This is a genomic window from Herbidospora galbida, from assembly GCF_005233835.1.
Taxonomy (GTDB): Bacteria; Actinomycetota; Actinomycetes; order Streptosporangiales; family Streptosporangiaceae; genus Herbidospora; species Herbidospora galbida.
Genome location: NZ_SZQA01000028.1, coordinates 1 through 19,873, shown reverse-complemented (window position 1 = coordinate 19,873; position 19,873 = coordinate 1). Strand labels below are relative to the sequence as shown.

The window sequence follows — 19,873 nt, the reverse complement described above, 5'->3', positions numbered from 1 at the left end:
ACACCCAACCAGGACGTCACGGGCCCTTTCCGTTTCCGTGCCTGCTGCCGGTCGAGCGGCGGACCACCAGCTCGGGCTGGAACATCAGCTCCAGGTTCTTCGACGGGGCGCCGTCGACGATCTCCAGCAGGGTCTCCACGGCCGCCGAGGCCATCGCGCCGATGGGCTTGCGCACGGTCGTCAGCGGCGGATCGGTGAACGGGATCAGCGGGGAGTCGTCGAAGCCGACCACCGAGACGTGGCCGGGCACGTTGAGCCCCCGCTGCCGGGCGGCCCTGATCGCGCCGAGCGCCATCAGGTCGCTGGCGCAGAAGACGGCGGTGCAGCCCCGGTCGAACAGGGCGCCGGCCGCCGCCTGACCCCCCTCGACCGTGGCCAGGCTGTGCTCGATCAGGTCGTCGGCGTCGGCGGCCCGGGGCAGGTGGGTCATGGCCTGCCGGAAGCCCTCGATCTTGCGCAGGGCCGGGACGAACCGGCGCTGGCCGAGCGCCAGGCCGATGCGCTCGTGGCCGAGGTCGACGAGGTGGCGTACGGCCAGGCGGGTGGCCAGGCGGTCGTCCGGGGAGATGAAGGGCGCCTGGATCGACTCGTTGTAGCCGTCGACCAGGACGATGGGCAGGCCACGGTCGGTCATCCGGGTATAGCGGTCCATGCGGGCGGTGGCGTCGGCGTGCAGGCCGGAGATGAAGACGATGCCGCTGACGCCCCGGTCGATGAGCATCTCGGTGAACTCGTCCTCGGGGGCGCCCCCGGACAGCTGCGTGCACAGGACCGGGGTGTAACCATGCTGGCCCAGCGCCTTCTCGACGGCCTGGGCGAAGGCCGGGAAGACGGGGTTGTCCAGCTCGGGGGTGACCAGCCCGATCAGGCCGTTGCTGCGCTGACGTAATCGGAGCGGACGTTCGTACCCCATGAAGTCGAGGGCGGTGAGGACGGCCTGCCGGGTCGACGGGGAGACCCCCGCCTTCCCGTTGAGCACACGGCTCACGGTCGCTTCACTGACCCCCGCCTGCACCGCGATGTCGGCGAGCCGGGCGTTGTTCATGCGCGTATCCTCACCGCCGGGCGGCGTTCGGGCCAGGAACGCTACTTCACCTGTTCTTCGCATTGCAGAAAGTAGGCCGCTCACCTTTGATCCGCCCTTGTCAGGGCCGGAAGTCAAATGAAGCTTTCATGTCGGCGTTTCGGGATATGTCAGCCGATGCCGAAGAACGAGGTGAAAACCAGCAGGAAGTTCCGCAAGACAGCTGGGGCTCCAGCCGCAGATCACGGGATTTCGGGCCTCCCAGAACACCGGGACACCGTCGCTTGATTGGGTCACCGCTGGTCCCGGCAACACGCCGGTAACCCCACGGCCTCCCCTATTTCACGACATGTATGGACATGGACCGTGCCCACGCGATGTACTACCTCATCAATCACCCAGATGGCGGGCTCCGGGCACTGCGCGCCCGGAAGGGAACGAGAACCTATGAGCCAGGTCGTCCTCGACAACGTCACCAAGGTCTACCCAGGCGGTTTCCTGGCAGTGGACCGGATGAATCTGCGCGCCGAGGACGGCGAACTGCTGGTGTTACTCGGCCCGTCGGGTTGCGGGAAGTCGACGCTGCTCCGCATGATCGCCGGTCTTGAGGACATCACCGACGGCGACCTCTGGCTCGGCGGGAAAATAGCCAACCACCTGGCGCCCCGCGACCGCGACGTGGCGATGGTGTTCCAGAACGGCGCCCTGTATCCGCACCGGACGGTGCGCGGGAACCTGTCCTTCCCCCTGGAGATCGCCAAGGCCGACCCGCAGATGGTGCGCGACCGCGTGGTCGAGCTGTCGAAGGCGCTGCACATCGACGAGACCCTCGACCGCCGGCCTGGAACGCTCTCCGGCGGCCAGCGCCAGCGGGTGGCGATGGGCCGTGCCATAGTGCGTCAGCCGTCGCTCTTCCTGATGGACGAGCCGCTCTCGAACCTCGACGCCGGCATGCGCACCGAGCTCCGCATGGAGATCTCCAGTCTCGTACGCGCCCTCGGCGTCACCACCATCTATGTGACGCACGACCAGATCGAGGCCCTCACGCTGGCCGACCGGATCGCGATCATGAACCGGGGCGTGCTGCAGGACATCGGCACCCCGGCGCAGGTCTACAACGACCCGGCGACCGCGTTCACCGCGGCGTTCCTCAGCTCGCAGCAGCTCAACCTGCTGGCGGCCACGGTGCGTACACCCCAGAACCAGTTCATAATGCTGGACTTCGGCACGCACCAGATCACGATGCCATGGACCGATCCACGTGCTTACGCGGTGTCACAGCACACCGGCAGCCAGATCATCGTGGGCATCCGCCCCGACGCGCTCGCGCCGATGCCCGAGGGCATGGAGGGCCCGATGTTCATGGGCCGGGTGCGCACGCTCGAATATCACGGCCACGAGTGGCTGGCCTACGTCGAGTGCGGGATCCCGGCGGTGGCCGTGCCGGAGCCGCCCGACCCCAGGTTCCGGGCCGCGAACGGCGGCGCCAACGGCTCGAAGACGCGGTCGATGATGCGGCGGCTGTTCAACTCCGACATCGAGGCCGACGAGACGCCGTCGGGCCCGCAGCCCGGCCCGAACGGGCTCGGGTCGCACCGCCGCGCCGATCTGATCGTCCGGCTGGGCGCCCGGCCGTCGTGGCGCGCGGGCGAGCACGCCCGGGTGGCCGTCGACGTGTCGCGGCTGATGCTGTTCACCCACACCGGCGCGCGCATCGACCCCCCTCGCCGCTAGCGGCTCGCGCCCGCGTGGGCGAGCACCGAGACCACCCCGACCAACCGGGTCACCTTGTCCTGTTCGGCGCGGTGGAAGGCCGGGCCCTGACGCCGCGCGACCACCAGGCACAGGTCGCCGATCGGCACGCTGAGCAGGTTGAGGGTGCCCTCGGAGAACGCCGTCGCGCGGGGCGCGGTCAGGCGGGCGCTCTGCAGGGTCTCCGGTGCCTGCCAGCTCCCGTGCACGACCTCTCCCGACCCGGCGTCGACGGCCACCGCCCATTCGGCGCTGACCAGGTCGGGCACGGCGTCGACCAGGGTGAGCACGGCCCGCCCCGGTTCGGCCGCGACGTGGCCGAGCAGGTCGTAGTCGGGATTGGCGCCGGGCGCCTCCCGGGTGGGCCAGGCCGCCTCGACCTTGACCCCGGGCACGACGCCGATGCGGTCGCGCAGTTCGTCGGAGCTGAAGACGGCCGACCACGACACCGTGAAGTCGTCGATCGCCCGGCCCGCCTCGCGTTCGAGCACGGTCACCTGGAGGATGTCGGCCCCCATCACCCCGAAGGCCCTGGCCACCTGGCCGAGCACTCCCGGCCGATCGGGCAGCGACACCCGCAGACGCAGCAGCATGACCAGCCTCCTTTCTTCCCCCGCCGACCTCCACACTGGCTTACGCACGTTTCGGTCATGTTCCGGAAGGATGTCCAGCATAAGGCGGCGTCCGATTCCCGCCCGCGGCTTGGCCTACCTTTGGTGTTGTCGGGGCGGCGCGATGAGATCACGGTGAGTAGCCTCAAGGGATGTCCCTCCCCTGGCTGCGGACCCGCTCGATACGCGCGCGCCTCACGCTCGTCGCGGTGGCCATCGCGCTGCTGATCCTCATCCCGGTCGGCGTCGGCGGCAACCTGATCACCCGCAGGCTGGTGATCGACAACATCTTCGAGGCGAGCCAGAACGTCGCCTCGCAGGTGTCGGCGCAGATCCGCACGGGCCTGGTGCCCTCCCCCATCCCGATCCGCGACGGGATCAGCTACGTGCAGGTGGTGGCCCCCGGCGGCCGGGTGATCGAGTCGAGCAACCCGGCCCGCGACCTGCCCCCGGTCACGGCCGTCTGGCCGGCCCCCGACAACCGGATCATCCGCTTCACCTCGTGCATGCTGCCCGACAAGAACTGCGTCTACGGTGTCGGAATAAGAGCCACCACCGACCCCAACAGCGAGGTCGTGTACGCCGCCCGCGAGGCCCCCAGCTTCCTCACCACCCGCAGCCTGGCCCTGGCGATCGCGGTGCAGGTGGCGCTGCTGACGGCGCTGGTCGGCTGGCTGGCCTGGCGGATCACCGGCCGGGCCCTCCACCCGGTCGAGGACATCACCAACGAGCTGGCCGAGATCACCGCCCGCGACCTCACCCGGCGGGTGCCGGTCCCGGCCGGCGACGACGAGATCGCCCGGCTGGCGCGGACCGCCAACGCCACCCTGGGCCGCATGCAGCGGGCGGTGGAGCAGCAGCGCCAGTTCGCCGCCGACGCCTCCCACGAGCTGCGCACCCCCATCGCCGGCATCCGGGCCCAGCTGGAGAGCGGCCGCCTGCACGTCGAGGACATGCCCGAGGCGATCGAGGCGGCGCTGCGCGACACCGACCGGCTGGAGGCGATCTGCACCGACCTGCTGTTCCTGGCGCGGGTGGGCTCGGCCGAGGCGAACGTCAAGGAGCGGGTCGACCTGGCCGGGCTGGTCGGGGCCCGGCTCAAACCCAGCTCCGAGCGGATGCCGCGCAAGCTGCGGCTGGAGCCGGGGGTGGTCGTCGAGGCGATCGAGCCGCAGCTCGCGCGGGCCTTCGGCGAGCTGCTCGACAACGCCGACCGGCACGCCGCCAGCGAGGTCACCGTCAGCCTCGCCGCCGACGGCGACGAGGCCGTGCTGACGGTGCAGAACGACGGCGAGGGCATCCCCGAGGCCGACCGCGAGCGGATCTTCGAGCGGTTCACCCGGCTCGACACGGCCCGCAGCCGGATGCGCGGCGGCACGGGCCTCGGCCTGGCGATCGCCCGCGAGGTGGTCGAGGCCCACCTCGGCACGGTCACCGTCGAGCCGGTGCCCAACGGCGTCAGCTTCGTGATGCGGCTGCCTCTCGCCGGTCCGCCACCGCCTGAAGACCGATGAGGTCGTCCGGCGGGGCGTCGGGCACGTCGGCGTCGAACCGGGCCAGCCTCGGCACCCGGAGCGCCACGAGGGCGATCAGGGCGATGGCGGCGGCGAAGACGACGTACAGGAGCCCGATGCCGGCGCCCTTCGGGCCGTCGACGAGGTTCTCCATCAGCTCCGAGCCGAACGGCGCGACCACGCCGAAGGCCAGCGGCAGGGTCGACCAGGCGATCAGGGTGTTCAGCGCGATGACCCGGCCGTGGAACCGCTGCGGCACCTTGACCTGGACGATCGTGGCGTAGACGCCGTTGACGACGGTCAGCGCGAGCGACATGCCGAACGCGCCGACCGCGATCGTCACGAGGTTCTGCTGGAGCCCGGTGACGGCGCAGAAGACCGCGAGACCGAGGGTGGCCAGCAGCATGCCGCGCATGCGGTGCCGGCGCGGGCCGCCCCACAGCGCCACCGCGAGCCCGCCGAGCAGCACGCCGACGCCGCCGGCGAAGGCGACCCGGCCGACGTCGTCGAGGGTGTTGCCGCCGAAGGCCAGCACGAGCGGGCTGAGCAGCAGGAACAGCGGCGACAGGAAGACGTTCAGGCCGGCGAAGAACAGCAGCATGGCGCGGAAGTTCCGGTTGAACCACGTGTAGCGGAAGCCGCCCACCATCTCGGCCCAGATGGTCTCGCGGCGGCGCAGCCCCATCGTGCGGGGGAACTTCACCAGCAGCACCGAGACGATCGCGAAGGTGTAGCTGGCGACGTCGATGACGAGGATGCCCTCCAGCCCGATGGTGGCCATCAGGCCGGCGGCGATCAGCGGCACGATGAGCTGGGCCGATCCGGTGACCATCTGGACGACGCCGTTGGCGTGCCCGAGCAGCCGTTTGGGCACCAGCTGCGGGATCGACGCGCCGTAGGCGAGCCGCTGGAAGGTCAGCGCGACCGACAGGATCGCCAGCAGCGGATAGATCGCCCAGATCTCCAGGTTCCCCGTCCACAGCAGCACGCCCAGCGCGAGCTGGGTCGACCAGGCCCCGACGTCCCCGGCGAGCATGACCCTGCGGCGGTCGTACCGGTCGACGATCACGCCCGCGAGCGGGGCGACCAGCATGCCGGGGAGCAGGCCGACGACCGAGAACAGCGCGAAGTTGACCAGTGAGCCGGTGGTGACGTAGATCCACAGCGGCACTGCGAACTCGGTCAGGGCCGAGCCGATGATCGAGACGAGCTGCCCGGCGGCGACCGCGCCGAACCGTTTCATACTCGGCTTCGGGCCCTCGTCGGTGACCGGTTCGTCGGAGGTCGCCTGGGTCCACCAGGTGCGTTCGGGGGTGCGGGGCACCTTCTCGCGGGTGGTGACGATCTCGGCGAGCTCCTCGGCGCGGTGCTTGAGGAAGAAGTGCCCGGCCTCGTCGAGCACGACGCACGAGCTGGCCGGGGCCAGCCGCAGCCATTCGCGGAAGCGTTCCTGGTAGAACTCGGTGGCCGGGTCGCGTTCGCCGACGACGGCGACGATCGGGGCGTTGATGACCGGGCCGCCCGTCTCCGACCAGAGCTCGGTGAAGTACGCCTCGGCCTCGCGGGTGCCCTCGCGGCGGTTCTTGATGATGGCCCTGAGCTGGTCGTCGTCGAGCTCCTCGACGTCGAGACCGGCGGCGATGAGGCCGTTGGCCCACATCCGGTCCGACCGCAGTTTCTCGGCGGCGGTGCGGATCCGCCCGACGACCGAGCTCGGGCGGGAGAACGGGAAGACGCCGCCGAGGTGCAGGACCTCGACCTCGCGCCCGGCGGCCTCCAGACGTCGGGTGATCTCGACGGCGAGCATGACGCCCAGGCCGCAGTGGCCGTAGAGGGCGATCGGCCCGGGGACGCGGTCCAGGATCTCCTTGGCGCACTCGTCGGCGACCTCGGGGATCGGCCGCGCCTCCTCGTCGAGGCCCCACTCCTGGCCGGGGACGGCCACGGAGTAGAGGGCGACGTGCTCGGGGAGGGCGTCGGCGAGCGGCTGGTAGATCGCGGCGCTGCCGCCGCCGTACGGGACGCAGACCAGGTTCGTGGTCGTGCGCCTGGGCGGGGTGAGGCGGTGCAGCAGGCGGCGGGGGCCGTCGTCCGTGCGCGCGGCGAGCGCCCTGACCGTGCGGTACCTGAAGATGTCCATGATCGTCACCGGGCGCTCGGTGACGCGGCGGAGCTTGGCCACGACCTGGGCGGCCAGCAGCGAGTGGCCGCCCAGGGCGAAGAAGTCGTCTTCCGTGCCCACCCGGTCGACGTTCAGGACGGCGGCCCACACGTCGGCGATGGCCTGCTCCAACGCGTTCGCCGGGGGGACGTACGCCGACTCGGCCTGACGGTCGGTGCCGGGGTCGGGCAGGGCCGCGCGGTCGACCTTGCCGTGGGACTTGAGCGGGAGGGCGTCGAGCCAGACGTACCGCGACGGGATCATGTAGTCGGGCAGCAGGTCGGCCAGTTCGGCGCGCAGGTCGCGCGGCTCGCCGACCAGGTAGGCGACGAGGCGGTCGTCGCGGAGTTCCACCACGGCCTGGCCGACTCCCTCGCGGTCGGCCAGGACGATCTCTATCTCGGCGAGCTCCACCCGGTAGCCGCGGACCTTCACCTGGAGGTCGCGGCGGCCGAGGAACTGGAGTTCGCCGGAGGGCAGCCAGCGGCCGAGGTCGCCGGTGCGGTACATGCGGGCGCCCGGCGCGCCGAACGGGTCGGGGACGAACTTCTCGGCGGTCAGCGCGGGCCGGTTCAGGTAGCCGCGCGCCAGCCGGTCGCCGCCGAGGTGGACCTCGCCCGGGACGCCGACCGGGCAGGGGTTCCCGGCCGGGTCGAGGACGTGGACGCGCGCGCCGGGCAGCGGGCGGCCGATCGGCAGCAGGCCCGTCTCGTCGTCGCGGACGTCGTGGGTGGTGACGCCGACCGTGGCCTCGGTGGGGCCGTAGTGGTTGACCACGCGCAGGCCCGGCCGGCGCAGGCCCGCGGCCCACTCGGCCGGGGAGGCCTCGCCGCCGAGCAGCAGCAGTTCCCTCGGCAGGACGTCGGCCTCCGGCAGCAGCGAGGCCAGGTGCGACGGGGTGATCTTCAGGTAGTCGCTGTCCCGGAGGGTCACCGCGAGTTCCTCGGCGGGCAGGCGCGGGTTGAGCAGGGTCAGCGTGCCGCCGGTCATCAGCGACAGGTAGAAGACGGTGATGCCGAAGTCGAAGCTCAGCGACTGGAGGAGGGCGTAGGAGCCGCCGTCCTTCGGGTCCAGGCGCTCGCGGACGCCCGAGAGATAGGTGAGGATCTGCCGGTGCTGGACGGCCACGCCCTTGGGGCGGCCGGTGGTGCCGGAGGTGTAGATGACGTACGCGAGGTCGGTGTCGGAGACCTCCGGCAGCGGAGAGACGCCGCGTTCGTCCGGGGTGACGTGGTGCGTGACGCCGGGCAGGTCGCGCCGGGTGACGGCGACGGCGATGCCGGCGTCGTCCACGAGGTAGGCGAGGCGGTCGTCGGGTTGCGCCGGGTCAAGCGGCACATAGGCGGCGCCCGCCTTCAGGACGCCCAGGATGGCGACCGCGATCTCGGCCGACTGCTCCAGGCAGACGGCGATCCGGGTGTCGCGTCCGGCGCCCAGGTCGCGTAATCGGGCGGCCAGCGCGTCGGAACGGTCCGCCAGGTCGCCGTAGGTCAGGTCGACGCCGTCGCAGCGGACGGCCACCCGGCCGGCCGGGCCGCGCACCACCTCGTGGAGGAGCGTGCCCGCCCGCTCGACGGGGCCGCCGTCGGAGAAGGCGAGCACCTCCCCGGCCGGGAGGGCGTAGGAGGAGATCGGCCGGTCGGGGTCGGCGACGACCTGGGCCAGCAGGGCCGCGAAGTGCTCCGCGAAGCGCTCGACCGTCGGCCGGTCGAACAGGTCGGTGTTGTACGCGAACTGGGCCCAGTAGCCGCCGGGGCGCTCGTACAGGTAGAGCGACAGGTCGAAGCGGCTCACCCCGGCCTCGACCCGGAACGGGGCCAGGGTCAGGCCGTGGCCGTCGAGGCCCTGCCGCCAGTTCTGCAGCGCCATCGTCACCTGGGCGATCGGCGAGCGGGAGACGTCGCGCTCGACCTCCAGCTCCTGGACCAGCCGGTCGAACGGGAGCTCCTGGTGGGCGTAGGCGTCGAGGGCGCGGTCGCGGACGCGGGCCACGAGCTCGGTGAAGGTCGGGTCGCCGGTCAGGTCGGCGCGCATGGCCAGGGTGTTGACGAACATCCCGGCGATGTCGTCGAGTTCGGGCACGCTCCGGCCGGCGCTCGGGGAGGCGACGGCGAAGTCGTCCTGGCCCGTGTAGCGGCCCAGCAGCACCTGGAAGCTCGCCAGCAGGACCATGTACGGCGTCACGGCCCCGTCGCCGGCGACCACGACGTCCACCGGGATCTCGTGCACGGCCCCCGCGTGGCCCATCTCGGGCGGGCGCGGCCGGTCGGTGGGCAGGTCGAGCACCGGGACGCCGCTCAGCCGCTCGCGCCAGTGGGCGATGTCGCGGGTGTGGTCGCGGTCGCGCTGCCAGACGGCGTAGTCGGCGTAGGCGACCGGCGGCGGCGGCTTCAGCGCGTCGCCCCGGGCCAGCGCGAGCAGCTCCGACAGCACGATGTCGTGCGACCAGCCGTCGGTGACCAGGTGGTGGGCCGACAGCAGCAGGATCCGGTCGTCCGGCGCGAGCCGGACCACCAGGGCGCGCAGCACCGGGCCGTGCTCCAGGTCGAACGGGCGCTTCAGGGCGGTCTCGACGATCTGCCTGGCCTCGTCGTCGGTGGCCGCCTCGGCCAGCCGGAACTCGGCCCCAGCCTCGGGCCGCAGCGTCACCACCGGGACGCCCTCGTCGTCGGCGGCGAACCGGGTGCGGAACACCTCGTGCCGCGCCGCGACCTGGTGGAAGGCCGATTCGAGCACCGCGTCGTCGAGCTCGCCCCCGAGGCGGATCGTCAGCGGCACGGTGTAGGTCGTAGTGCCGGGCCGGTACTGCTCCAGGAACCAGAGGCGTTCCTGGGCCGGGGAGAGCACGAGGGGCGCGGCCGGGTCGCGCGGTGGGATCGCCCGGGTCTCCTCACGGCGACGTAACCGCTGGGCGAGGAGGGCCTTCTTGTCGGCCGACAGTGTGCTCACGAAACGTCTCTCCCGACGACGGTCTGTCAATTTCCTTTACTGTAAATAGTCTTTACAGTTAGGTGGAGATCGTCAGTTTCGCACGGCCGCCACGTGCACACAATGACTGAAACGAGGGCTTGTCGGCCCCTCTGTCCGCGTGGTTCACTGACGCCGACCTCGCTAACTGTAAGCAAACTTTCCAGTTTATGTTTGGCGGTTCTCCCCTTGGCTCGCGCGCTCTCCCCCGGGCAGGAACGCCTGTGGTTCCTGCACCAGCTCGACCCCGCAGACCCGTCCTACACGACCTGCCACGCCTACCGGTTGCGCGGCCCCCTCGACGTCCCGAGGCTGGCCCGCGCGTTCGAGACCGCGGCCACCCGGCAGGAGAACCTGCGCACCCGCTTCCCCACCGCCGCGGCCGAGGTGCTGCCCCCGGGCCCGGTGCCGATCGTCCAGGTCAGGGCGGCCGACGCGGACGAGGCGCGGGAGGTGGTGCGCGAGCTGTCGAACGCGCCCATGGACCTGTCACAGCCCCCGATCAAGGTCGTGCTGATCGAACTGGCCCCCGACGACCACGTGCTCGCCATCGCGCTGCACCACATCATCGCCGACGGCCTGTCGGTGGCGGTGCTGGCCCGCGAGCTGGCCGACGCGTACGGCGGAACTGGAGCGCTCCCACCACTGAAACCGCAGGTCCACGCGCCCGAGGCGGCGCACACGGGCTGGTGGGTGGAGCGGCTCCAGGGGGTGCCGGTGCTCGACCTGCCGACCGACCTGCCGCGCCCGGCGCGGCGCGGCGGCGCGGGCGCCGAGGTGATCGTGGACATCGACGCGGCCACCGCCGCACGGGCCGCCGAGACGGCGCGGCGCATGCGGGCCACCCCGTTCATGCTCTACCTGACCGCCTTCGCGGTGTTCCTGTCGCGGCACTCGGGCCAGGACGACTTCTGCGTCGGCACCCCGGTCTCCCGCCGCGACGACCTCGGCCTGGAGCAGGTCATCGGCCACCTGACCAACATGCTCCCGCTCCGATTAGCCCCGGCCGGCACGTTCGCCGAGGCGGTCAGGGCGACCCGGCGGACGCTGATCGAGGCCATGTCCCACGCCGACGTGCCGCTGGAGCGCGTCATCGCCGAGCTCGGGCTCCCCCGCGACCTGAGCCGCACGCCGGTCTACCAGACCATGTTCGCCCTGCACAGCTACACCGCCGAGACGGTGTCGAGCCCGCTCCCCGGCCTCGACGCCGAGTCGTTCCCGAGCGGCTGGACCGGCGCCCGCTGCGACCTCTCGCTCGACCTGTGGCCGCACCCCGACGGCACGATCACCGGCTCGCTGATCTACGCCACCGAGCTGTTCACCGAGGCCACCGCCCGGAACCTGGCCGCCCGGTTCGCCACCCTGCTGGCCGCCCTCCTCGACGACCCCGACCGGCCGCTCGACGCCGTGAACCTGCTGCCCGACGACGAGCGGGCCTGGCTGACCGAGCAGGGCCACGGTGCGCCCGGTTATGACGTGGCCACCTGGACCTCGCTGTTCGTCGAACAGGCCCGGCGCACCCCCGACGCGCTCGCCGTCGACGACGTCACCTACGACGAACTGCTCCGCTGGGCGTCGTCGGTCGCCGCGTCGCTGCCGCCGGCGCGGCTGGTCGCGATCAGGACCTCGCGGGGCGTGCAGACGATCGTCGCGATGCTCGCGGCCCACTTCGCGGGGGCGGCCTACCTGCCGGTCGACCCGGCCTATCCGCAGGCGCGCGTTGAATACATTCTGAAAGATTCAGGCGCGGAGGTCGTGCTGCGCGACGAGGACCTCGTCGTCCCCGAGGCCGACTTCGCCCCGACCTCCTCTGACGAGGCCGCTTACATTCTCTACACCTCCGGGTCAACCGGGCGGCCGAAGGGCGTGGTCGTCCCGCACCCGGCGCTGGCGAACCTGCTGCTCGGCATGCGGGACGTCGTCGGGTCGACGCCCGACGACGTCTGGCTGGCGCTCACCAGCACCGCGTTCGACATCTCGGCCGTCGAGCTGTTCCTGCCGCTGATCACCGGCGGGCGGGTGGTGTTCGCCGACGACGCCCGCGACGCCCAGGTCGTCGCCGACCTGATCCGCGACCACGGGGTCACCCACGTGCAGGCGACGCCGTCGGGCTGGCGGGTGCTGCTCACCGCCGACTGGCCGCCGGTCACCGCGATCACCGCCGGGGAGCCCCTGCCGCCCAAGCTCGCCAGGGAGCTGACCGCCCGCACCCGGCGGCTGATCAACGGCTACGGACCCACCGAGACGACCATCTACTCGACCACCTGGGACGTCCCGCGCGACGCCGAGGCGATCAGCATCGGCCACCCGACGCCGGGCACGGTCGTCCGCGTCGTGGCGCCCCACGGCGACCTGGCCCCCATCGGGGTGCCCGGCGAGCTGCGCATCGGCGGGCTCGGGGTGGCCCGGGGCTACCACGACCGGCCGGAGCTGACCGCCGAGCGGTTCACGCCCGACCGGTTCTACCGGACCGGCGACCTGGTCAGGATGCTCGGCGACGGGACCCTGGAGTTCCTCGGCCGGACCGACAACCAGGTCAAGCTCCGGGGGCACCGGATCGAGCTCGGCGAGATCGAGACCGTGCTGGAGTCGATCGACGGGGTCGGCCAGGCGGTGTGCGCCGTCCAGGACGACACGATCGTCGCGTTCGTCACCGGCGACGCCGCGAACGTGCGCGACGAGACGCGGCGGGTGCTGCCGGCGTACATGGTGCCGAGCCGGGTCGTCGTGCTCGACGCGCTGCCGCTGACCCCCAACGGGAAGGTCGACCGGAAGGCGCTGCCGAAGGTGGCGGCGGCCCCGGCGGCGGCGCGCCCGCTGACGACGCCGACCGAGCGGCTGGTCGCCAAGGTGTACGCCGACGTGCTGCGGACCGGGCTGCCGGGCGGCGACGACGACTTCTTCGCCCTGGGCGGGCACTCGCTGCTGGCCACCCGGGTGATCGCGCGGCTGCCGGTCCGGCTCCCGGTGAGCACGGTGTTCCTGCACCCGACGGTCGCCGGGCTGGCCGCCCAGGTCGACGCGGCCCGCCCGCCGGTCGACCACGTGCCGAGGCCGCGCCCGGCCGGGACGACGCCGCCGCTGTCGGCCGGTCAGGAGCGCCTCTGGTTCCTCAACCGGCTCCACCCCGACACCGACGCCGGGTTCAACATGTGGATGGTCCGGCGGCTGGAGGGCGACCTCGACCGCGTCCGGCTGCAGGACGCCCTGACCACGGTCGCCCGGCGGCACGAGATCCTCCGCACGAGCTTCCCGGCGGTCGACGGCGAGCCCGTCGTCGAGATCCTCGACACCACCCCGGTCATCGAGTGGATCACCGCCGACGACGCAGCCCAGCCGGTCGCCGACCGGGTCAACACGCCGTTCGACCTCACCGCCGGACCGGCGATCAGGGTCACCGTGGCCGAGGTGCCAGGCGCGCACGTGCTCTGCCTGGTCGCCCACCACATCACCGGCGACGGGGTGTCGCTGAACATCCTGCTCGACGAGCTCGCCGACGCCTACTCCGGCGTCGACCTGCCGCCGGTGCCGCTCCAGTTCGGCGACGTCGCGGTCTGGCAGCGGGCCCGCGACGCCGACGCGGCGGTCGACTACTGGCGGCGGCAGCTGGCTTCGCCGACCCCGCTCGACCTGCAACCCGACCGGCCCCGCACCGGCAACGCCGGGCCGGGCGCGACGGTCGCCTTCCGCATCGGGCTCGCCGAGACCGAGCGGCTGGTCGCGCTGGCCCGCGACAACCGGGTGACGCTGTTCATGGCCCTGCTGGCCGCCTACCAGACCACGCTGGCGCGGCACACCGGGCGGACCGACATCCTCGTCGGCACCTCCAACGCCGGGCGCGACACCGTCGCCCTCGAATCGGTGATCGGCTACCTGACCGACATCCTGGTGCTGCGCGGCGACCTGTCGGGCGACCCGCTGTTCACCGACCTGCTGCGGTCGACCCGCGCCACCGTCCTGGACGCCTTCCAGCACCGCGGCGTCCCGTTCGAGAAGCTGGTCACCGAGCTGCGGCTGGAGCGCGACCTGACCCGGACGCCGGTCTTCCAGACGATGGCGATCCTGCACACCCACGAGACCGGCCGGGTGCCGCGCCCGTTCACCGGCCTGACCGTGACCGACCTGCCGAGCGGGCACGCCCAGGCCAAGTTCGACCTGCTGCTGGAGGCCTGGCAGGACGCCGAGGGCCTGCACGTCCAGCTCGAATACGACACCCTCCTGTACGACGCCGCCACCGCCGAGGGCCTGGCCGCCCGGCTGGAGACGCTGCTGCGCGGCGTCGTCGCCGACCCCGCCCGGCGGCTGTCGGAGCTGCCGCTGCTGACCGACGCCGACCTGGCCTTCCTCGACGAGGCCGGGCACGGCCCGGCGCTCCCCGACCCCGAACGGGTCCCCGCGATGATCGCCCGGCAGATCGCCGAACGGCCCGATGCGGTGGCCATCCGGACCGACGGGCGCACCGTCACCTACGGGGAGCTGCCGATCGCCGTCCACGAGAACGGGCGCACGATCCGGGAGGTCGGGCTCGACCGGACCCCCGAGGGCATCGGGGCGCTCCTGGGCGCCTGGGCCTCGGGCGCCGCCTACCTGCCCGTCGACCCGGAGCTGCCCGAGGCGCGCAAGGCGTTCCTGCGCGCGGAGGCCGCCGGCGGCGGCTACGAGGACGCCGCCTACGTCCTGTTCACCTCCGGCTCGACCGGGACGCCGAAGGGCGTCGTGGTCGGGCACCGGGCGCTGGCCACGCGGGTGGCGTGGATGCGGGAGGCGTACGAGCTGACGCCCGACGACCACGTCGTGCAGTTCGCGGCCTACTCGTTCGACACCCACGCCGAGGAGATCTATCCGGCCCTGGCGGCCGGGGCCACCCTCGAATTGCTGCCCGGCGGGCCGCTGACGCTGCCGGCGTTCCTGGCCTCGCCGCGCGGGCGCGACGTGACGGTGCTCGACCTGCCGACGGCGTACTTCCACGAGCTGGTCACCCTCGACGTCGAGCTGCCTCCGGGGCTGCGGCTGGTCGTCCTCGGCGGCGAGGAGCTGAGCGGGGCGGCCGTGGCCCGCTGGCGGGCGCGGTTCGGTGATTCGGTACGCCTGGTGAACACCTACGGGCCGACCGAGGGCACCGTCATCGCGACCGCGGGCGACGTCACCGGCGAGGAGCGCCCGTCGATCGGGCGGCCCGTCGGGGGCACGGTCGCGCTGGTGCTCGACGCCCACGGGCGGCCGGTGCCGCCGGGGATGCCGGGCGAGCTCTGCCTGGGCGGCCCGGGGCTGGCCGACGGCTACCTCAACCGGCCCGCGCTGACCGCCGAGCGCTTCCAGCCCACCCCGCAGGGGCGGCTCTACCTGACCGGCGACCGGGCCCGGTTCCTGGCCGACGGGCGGCTGGAGTTCCTCGGGCGGGTCGACGACCAGGTCAAGGTGCGCGGCCACCGGATCGAACCGGCCGAGGTCGAGCTGCGGCTGACCGCGCATCCGGCGGTCACCGGGGCCGTGGTCGTCGCCGACGCCGACCGGCTGGTCGCCTATGTCGCCGGGACCCGGACCGACCTCACCGAATGGGCGGGGGACGCGCTGCCGGCGTACATGGTCCCCTCGGTCTGGATGTGGCTGGACGCGCTGCCGCTGACCACCCACGGGAAGGTCGACAAACGGGCCCTGCCGGCGCCCGACGCGGGCGCCTCGCTCGGGCACGTCCCACCGCGCGGCGACGCCGAGGCCCTCGTCGCCGAGGTGTACGACTCGGTCCTCGGTCTCACCGGGGTCGGCGCGCTGGACGACTTCTTCGCCATCGGCGGGCACTCGCTGCTGGCGGCCCGCGCGCTGGCCCGGATCAAGGCCATCACCGGGATCGAGGTGCCGATCAGGGTCATCTTCGACTCCCCCACGGTGGAGAAGCTGGCCGCGGTGCTGGAGGAGATGATCGTCGCCGAGCTCGACGAGCTCTCCGACGAGGAGGCCGCCGCGCTCGTCCACGGGACGCCGCAGTGACCGCGTTCTCCGGGCTGCCCGCCCGCGAGGGCCCGCTCACGATGGGCCAGGCCAACATGGTGCGCTGCGTGCGCACCGACCCGCCGGAGCACATGAACTACCGGGTGGTACGCGCCCTCCCGGCCGGCGTCACCCCCGAGGCGGTGGCCGGGGCGGTGCGCACGCTGGTGGCGCGGCACGAGTCGCTGCGCACCACCTTCCACGGCGACGTGCAGCGGGTGCACGGCTCGGGCGTCGTCGCGCTCGGCGCCGAGGCCGACCACACGGTGCGCTTCGACCTGGAGAACGAGCTGCCGCTGCGGGTGGGGGTGTCGGGCGACCAGGTGACGCTGGTGACCACCCACAGCGCCGCCGACGCGGCCGGGCTCGCCGTGCTGCTGGCCGACTGGGACGACATCGTCGTCGGCAAGCCGCTCGACCCCGTCACCGCGCCCCAGCCCGTCGACGTCGCGCTGGCCGAGACCTCACCGGCGGGGCGCAAGCGGGCCGAGGCGGCGCTGCGCTACTGGGACGGCGCGCTGTCGCGGGTGCCCCGCTCGACGCTGGCCGTCTCGGTCGACGACACCGGGCACGAGTGGCGGCTGCCCCGCCTGCGGGTGCGGTCGGCGGGCGCGGCCCGCGCGCTGGCCCGCATCTCCGCGCGGACGGGGGTCAGCGGCTCGGCCGCCGTCCTGGCCGCCTACGCGGCGCTGGCCGGGCTGCGCGGCGGGCTGCCGCTGACGGCGGTGCTGTCGATCTCGGCCAACCGCTTCCGCCCCGACCTGCGCTCCTACGTCGGGCCGCTGGCCCAGGACGCCCTGGTCCCGGTGCCCGTGTCGGCCTCCTTCGAGGAGGTGCTCGCGGGGGTGCGGGGGGCGGCGCTGGGGGCGTACCAGAACAGCCGCTTCGACGCGGACGCGCTGATCGCGATCATGGAGCGGGTGCAGCGGGACCGCGGCGTCTTCTTCGCCCGCGACCTGGTCTTCAACGACATGAGCGCCGCAGGCCGCACCGGCCGGCCGGCGACGACCGGCGACGAGGTGCGTGCGGTGTGGCTCCCGGAGGCGACGCTGCCGTGCCGGACGGCGCTGTGGGTGCACCGCCTGCACGGCGAGCTCGACCTGACCCTGTGGGCCGACCCCCGCGTGCTGCCCCGCGACGACGCGCTTCTGCTGGGCGAAGGCATCGCCAAGCTATTGATCGCGGCCGGGAACGGAAATGCCTGCGACATTTCCGAAATTTCAGGAATTGTACCGGTTGACCGCGACGATTCCTGGATCTTCACCGACGGACAATGGGTCTCACTACCGGAAGTGACCAGGCTCGTGACGGACGCCTGCGGTTTTCCCGCGTCGGTGGATTCCGATCTCGTCTGCCACGCGGAAACGCCGATGACCCCGGCGGAATTGCACACGGAATGCCTCCGTCGCCTGCCCGGCCGAATGGCCGCGATCGCCCCCCGCCATTACGTCCTGGCGGGAGGCGAAGGGTCGGGCCGCTGAGGCGCGATCATTTCCCGAAATCGACCGCGAGATCAGGGCAGGAGGGTCGGGAGGACTCTTTCCAGGGCGCGGGTCCAATAGGGCCAGTCGTGGTGGCCGTCGCCGTAGAGGTCGGTCTCGACCGTGAGGCCGGCGAGTCTGGCGGCGCGGAGGAAGCGCTGGTTCTGGCGGAGGATGGACTGCTCGCCGAAGTCGGTGCCGGTGCCCTCGTCGAGTTCGCCCGGCTCTCCGTTGCCCGATGAGACGTAGAGGCGCAGGCCCGTCAGTCTGGACGCCAGGTCGGCGGGGTTGTGGGCGCGCCAGTTGTCCTCGCGCTCGGGCAGCGGGCCCCACAACTGGTCGGGCTCGGCGCCGTTGTCTCTCAGGAAGGAGGAGAAGCCCGGGACGTCCATTCTGATGTCGAGCACCCCGGAGAAGGACGCCACCGCCTCGAAGACGCCCGGGTTGCGGGCGGCGTAGCCCATCGCGCCGTGGCCGCCCATCGACAGGCCCGCGATGGCGCGGCGGTCTCCCACGCCGTAGAGGTCCTCGACCAGGGGGCGGACCTCCTTCATGTGGAAGGTCTCCCATGCGGGGCCGTCGAGCCAGTCGGCGTACCAGCCGTCGGTGCCGCCCTCCGGGACGACCACGACCGCCTTCAGGTTCTCGGTCACCCTCGCCGCGTCGCCCTTGGTCAGCCACGTGTCGCCGGTCGGCTCGCAGCAGCCGTGCAGCAGGTAGAGGACCGGCCAGCCGGTCGAGCCCTTCGTCCAGCCCGCCGGTTTGAGCACCCGCACCTGCGCGTCGCGGCCGAGCGCGGCCGAGGCGATCGTCAGGGCGTCCTGGCGGTCGTCCAGCGCGACCGTCTCGGTGACGCGGGGGGTGAGGGCGGTCGTCAACGGGGCCTGCCTTTCCTGAGGGGCGTCGGAGCATCCGGCGGCAAGGAGAACCAGAGGTAAACTCACCGCCAGCAAAATACGTCTCATATGTGACTTCTATCTAAATTTTGATCATTTGGGTAGGGGTCAAGATTTATGGGTAAACGACGTATCCCATGCCTCGATACCCCCTGAAACGCCGGGAAATAGCGGCTGGTCAGCGCGGTCACGGAGATCAAAGTGATGCCAACGGCACGGAAAGTTAACATGTACGTCCATAGCCGTTAAGCTCAGCAACCCCATTCAGGTCACACTCGTGACTAGGTTTCCTGGGACCCCCATCCCTGGGGGGTTACCGCCCTTTGAGGAGTTGACCCGTGCGAGTCCTGGCCGTTGTCCCCGCCCGCGGTGGTTCGGTGGGAGTCCCGCTGAAGAACCTGGAGCGGGTCGGAGGAATCCCCCTGGTCTCCCGGGCCGTCAGCGCGCTCGTCCGTGCCGAGTCCGTCGACACCGTGGTCGTGAGCACCGACCACCGGGGGATCGCCGCCGCCGCCGAGGCCGCCGGCGCCCAGGTCGTCGACCGTCCCGCCGACATCGCGGGTTCGACCGCGTCGAGCGAGTCGGCCGTCCTGCACGCCCTGGCGTCGCTCGAGGAGACCCCCGAGGTCGTCCTGCTCGTCCAGTGCACCAGCGCGTTCATCGACCCGGCCGACGTCGACGCCGCGGTCGCCAAGGTGCTGTCCGGCGAGGCCGACGTCGTGTTCTCCGGTCTTGAGACCTACGAGTTCATCTGGACGGAGGGCGGCGAGGGCGTCAACCACGACCCCGCTACCCGCCCGCGCCGCCAGGACCGGGAGCCCCACTTCCGCGAGACCGGCGCCTTCTACGCCATGCGCGCCCAGGGCTTCCTGGAGGCCGGGCACCGCTTCTTCGGCACCGTCGCCGTGCAGCCGGTCAAGAGCGTGACCGCCCACGAGATCGACACCCCCGAAGACCTCGAGATCGTGCGCGCGCTGGCCCACGTGGTCGACGCGCCGCTGCCGATCGACGTCGACGCCGTGGTGACCGACTTCGACGGCGTCCACACCGACGACCGCGCGTTCGTCGACTCCGAGGGCCGCGAGATGGTCGCGGTCTCCCGCGCCGACGGCATGGGCGTCTCACTGCTGCTGCGCTCCGGCGTCAAGGTGCTGGTCCTGTCGACCGAGCAGAACCCGGTCGTGGCCGCCCGCGCCCGCAAGCTCGGCGTGCCGGTGCTGCAGGGCCTGTCGGCCAAGCAGAACGCGCTGGCCGACTGGCTGGCCATCGAGGGCCTCGACCCCGAGCGGGTCGCCTACGTCGGCAACGACGTCAACGACCTCGGCTGCATGGCGCTGGTCGGCTGGCCGGTCACCGTCCCCGAGGCCCACGCCGAGGTGCGCAGGGCCGCCCGGGTCGTGCTGACCCACGGCGGCGGCGCCGGCGCCGTCCGCGAGCTGGCCGACCGGGTGCTCGCCGCCCGGCCCGCCGCGCCCGCCG

At 72.3% G+C, this 19,873-nt stretch carries 9 protein-coding genes; 5 read left to right on the top strand and 4 right to left on the bottom strand.

From position 1 onward, the window contains the following. Positions 1-16 precede the first annotated feature (16 nt). A complete protein-coding gene (locus tag FDA94_RS25760) occupies positions 17-1,045 on the bottom strand; it encodes a LacI family DNA-binding transcriptional regulator (protein WP_137249660.1) in 1,029 nt (342 codons plus the stop codon). Between the two features lie 426 nt (positions 1,046-1,471). On the opposite strand from FDA94_RS25760, the gene FDA94_RS25755 reads away from it, so the two are divergent. After that, positions 1,472-2,758: an ABC transporter ATP-binding protein gene (locus tag FDA94_RS25755; RefSeq protein ID WP_137249659.1), complete on the top strand. Its 1,287-nt coding sequence runs from the start codon at positions 1,472-1,474 to the stop codon at positions 2,756-2,758. Here FDA94_RS25755 and FDA94_RS25750 read toward each other — a convergent pair. Next, a complete protein-coding gene (locus FDA94_RS25750; RefSeq protein ID WP_137249658.1) occupies positions 2,755-3,369 on the bottom strand; it encodes an ACT domain-containing protein in 615 nt (204 codons plus the stop codon). The genes FDA94_RS25755 and FDA94_RS25750 overlap by 4 nt on opposite strands. A 170-nt stretch (positions 3,370-3,539) precedes the next feature. On the opposite strand from FDA94_RS25750, the gene FDA94_RS25745 reads away from it, so the two are divergent. Beyond that, entirely contained in the window at positions 3,540-4,901 is a 1,362-nt protein-coding gene (locus tag FDA94_RS25745) for a sensor histidine kinase (RefSeq protein ID WP_137249657.1), read from the top strand. Here FDA94_RS25745 and FDA94_RS25740 read toward each other — a convergent pair. After that, the gene (locus FDA94_RS25740; RefSeq protein WP_170991125.1) at positions 4,846-10,011 is read right to left on the bottom strand and encodes a non-ribosomal peptide synthetase/MFS transporter; all 5,166 of its coding nucleotides are present in this window, start codon (positions 10,009-10,011) and stop codon (positions 4,846-4,848) included. The genes FDA94_RS25745 and FDA94_RS25740 overlap by 56 nt on opposite strands. A gap of 207 nt (positions 10,012-10,218) precedes the next feature. Here FDA94_RS25740 and FDA94_RS25735 point away from each other — a divergent pair, with 207 nt between their 5' ends. Together FDA94_RS25735 and FDA94_RS25730 are read left to right on the top strand one after the other, a co-directional pair. Beyond that, positions 10,219-16,017, top strand: coding sequence for a non-ribosomal peptide synthetase (locus FDA94_RS25735; protein WP_170991124.1), 5,799 nt, complete (start codon positions 10,219-10,221; stop codon positions 16,015-16,017). Beyond that, complete coding sequence (locus tag FDA94_RS25730; protein ID WP_137249654.1) at positions 16,014-17,498, top strand: condensation domain-containing protein; 1,485 nt, start codon at positions 16,014-16,016, stop codon at positions 17,496-17,498. The genes FDA94_RS25735 and FDA94_RS25730 overlap by 4 nt, the downstream gene beginning before the upstream one ends. 32 nt (positions 17,499-17,530) lie before the next feature. Here FDA94_RS25730 and FDA94_RS25725 read toward each other — a convergent pair whose 3' ends face one another. Further along, positions 17,531-18,376 carry an alpha/beta hydrolase gene (locus tag FDA94_RS25725; protein ID WP_170991123.1) on the bottom strand — a complete coding sequence of 282 codons (846 nt, stop codon included), beginning with the start codon at positions 18,374-18,376 and terminating at the stop codon, positions 17,531-17,533. A 356-nt stretch (positions 18,377-18,732) separates the two neighbouring features. Here FDA94_RS25725 and FDA94_RS25720 point away from each other — a divergent pair. Continuing rightward, positions 18,733-19,873: acylneuraminate cytidylyltransferase (locus tag FDA94_RS25720; RefSeq protein WP_137249652.1), on the top strand; the 1,141-nt coding region annotated here is incomplete at its 3' end.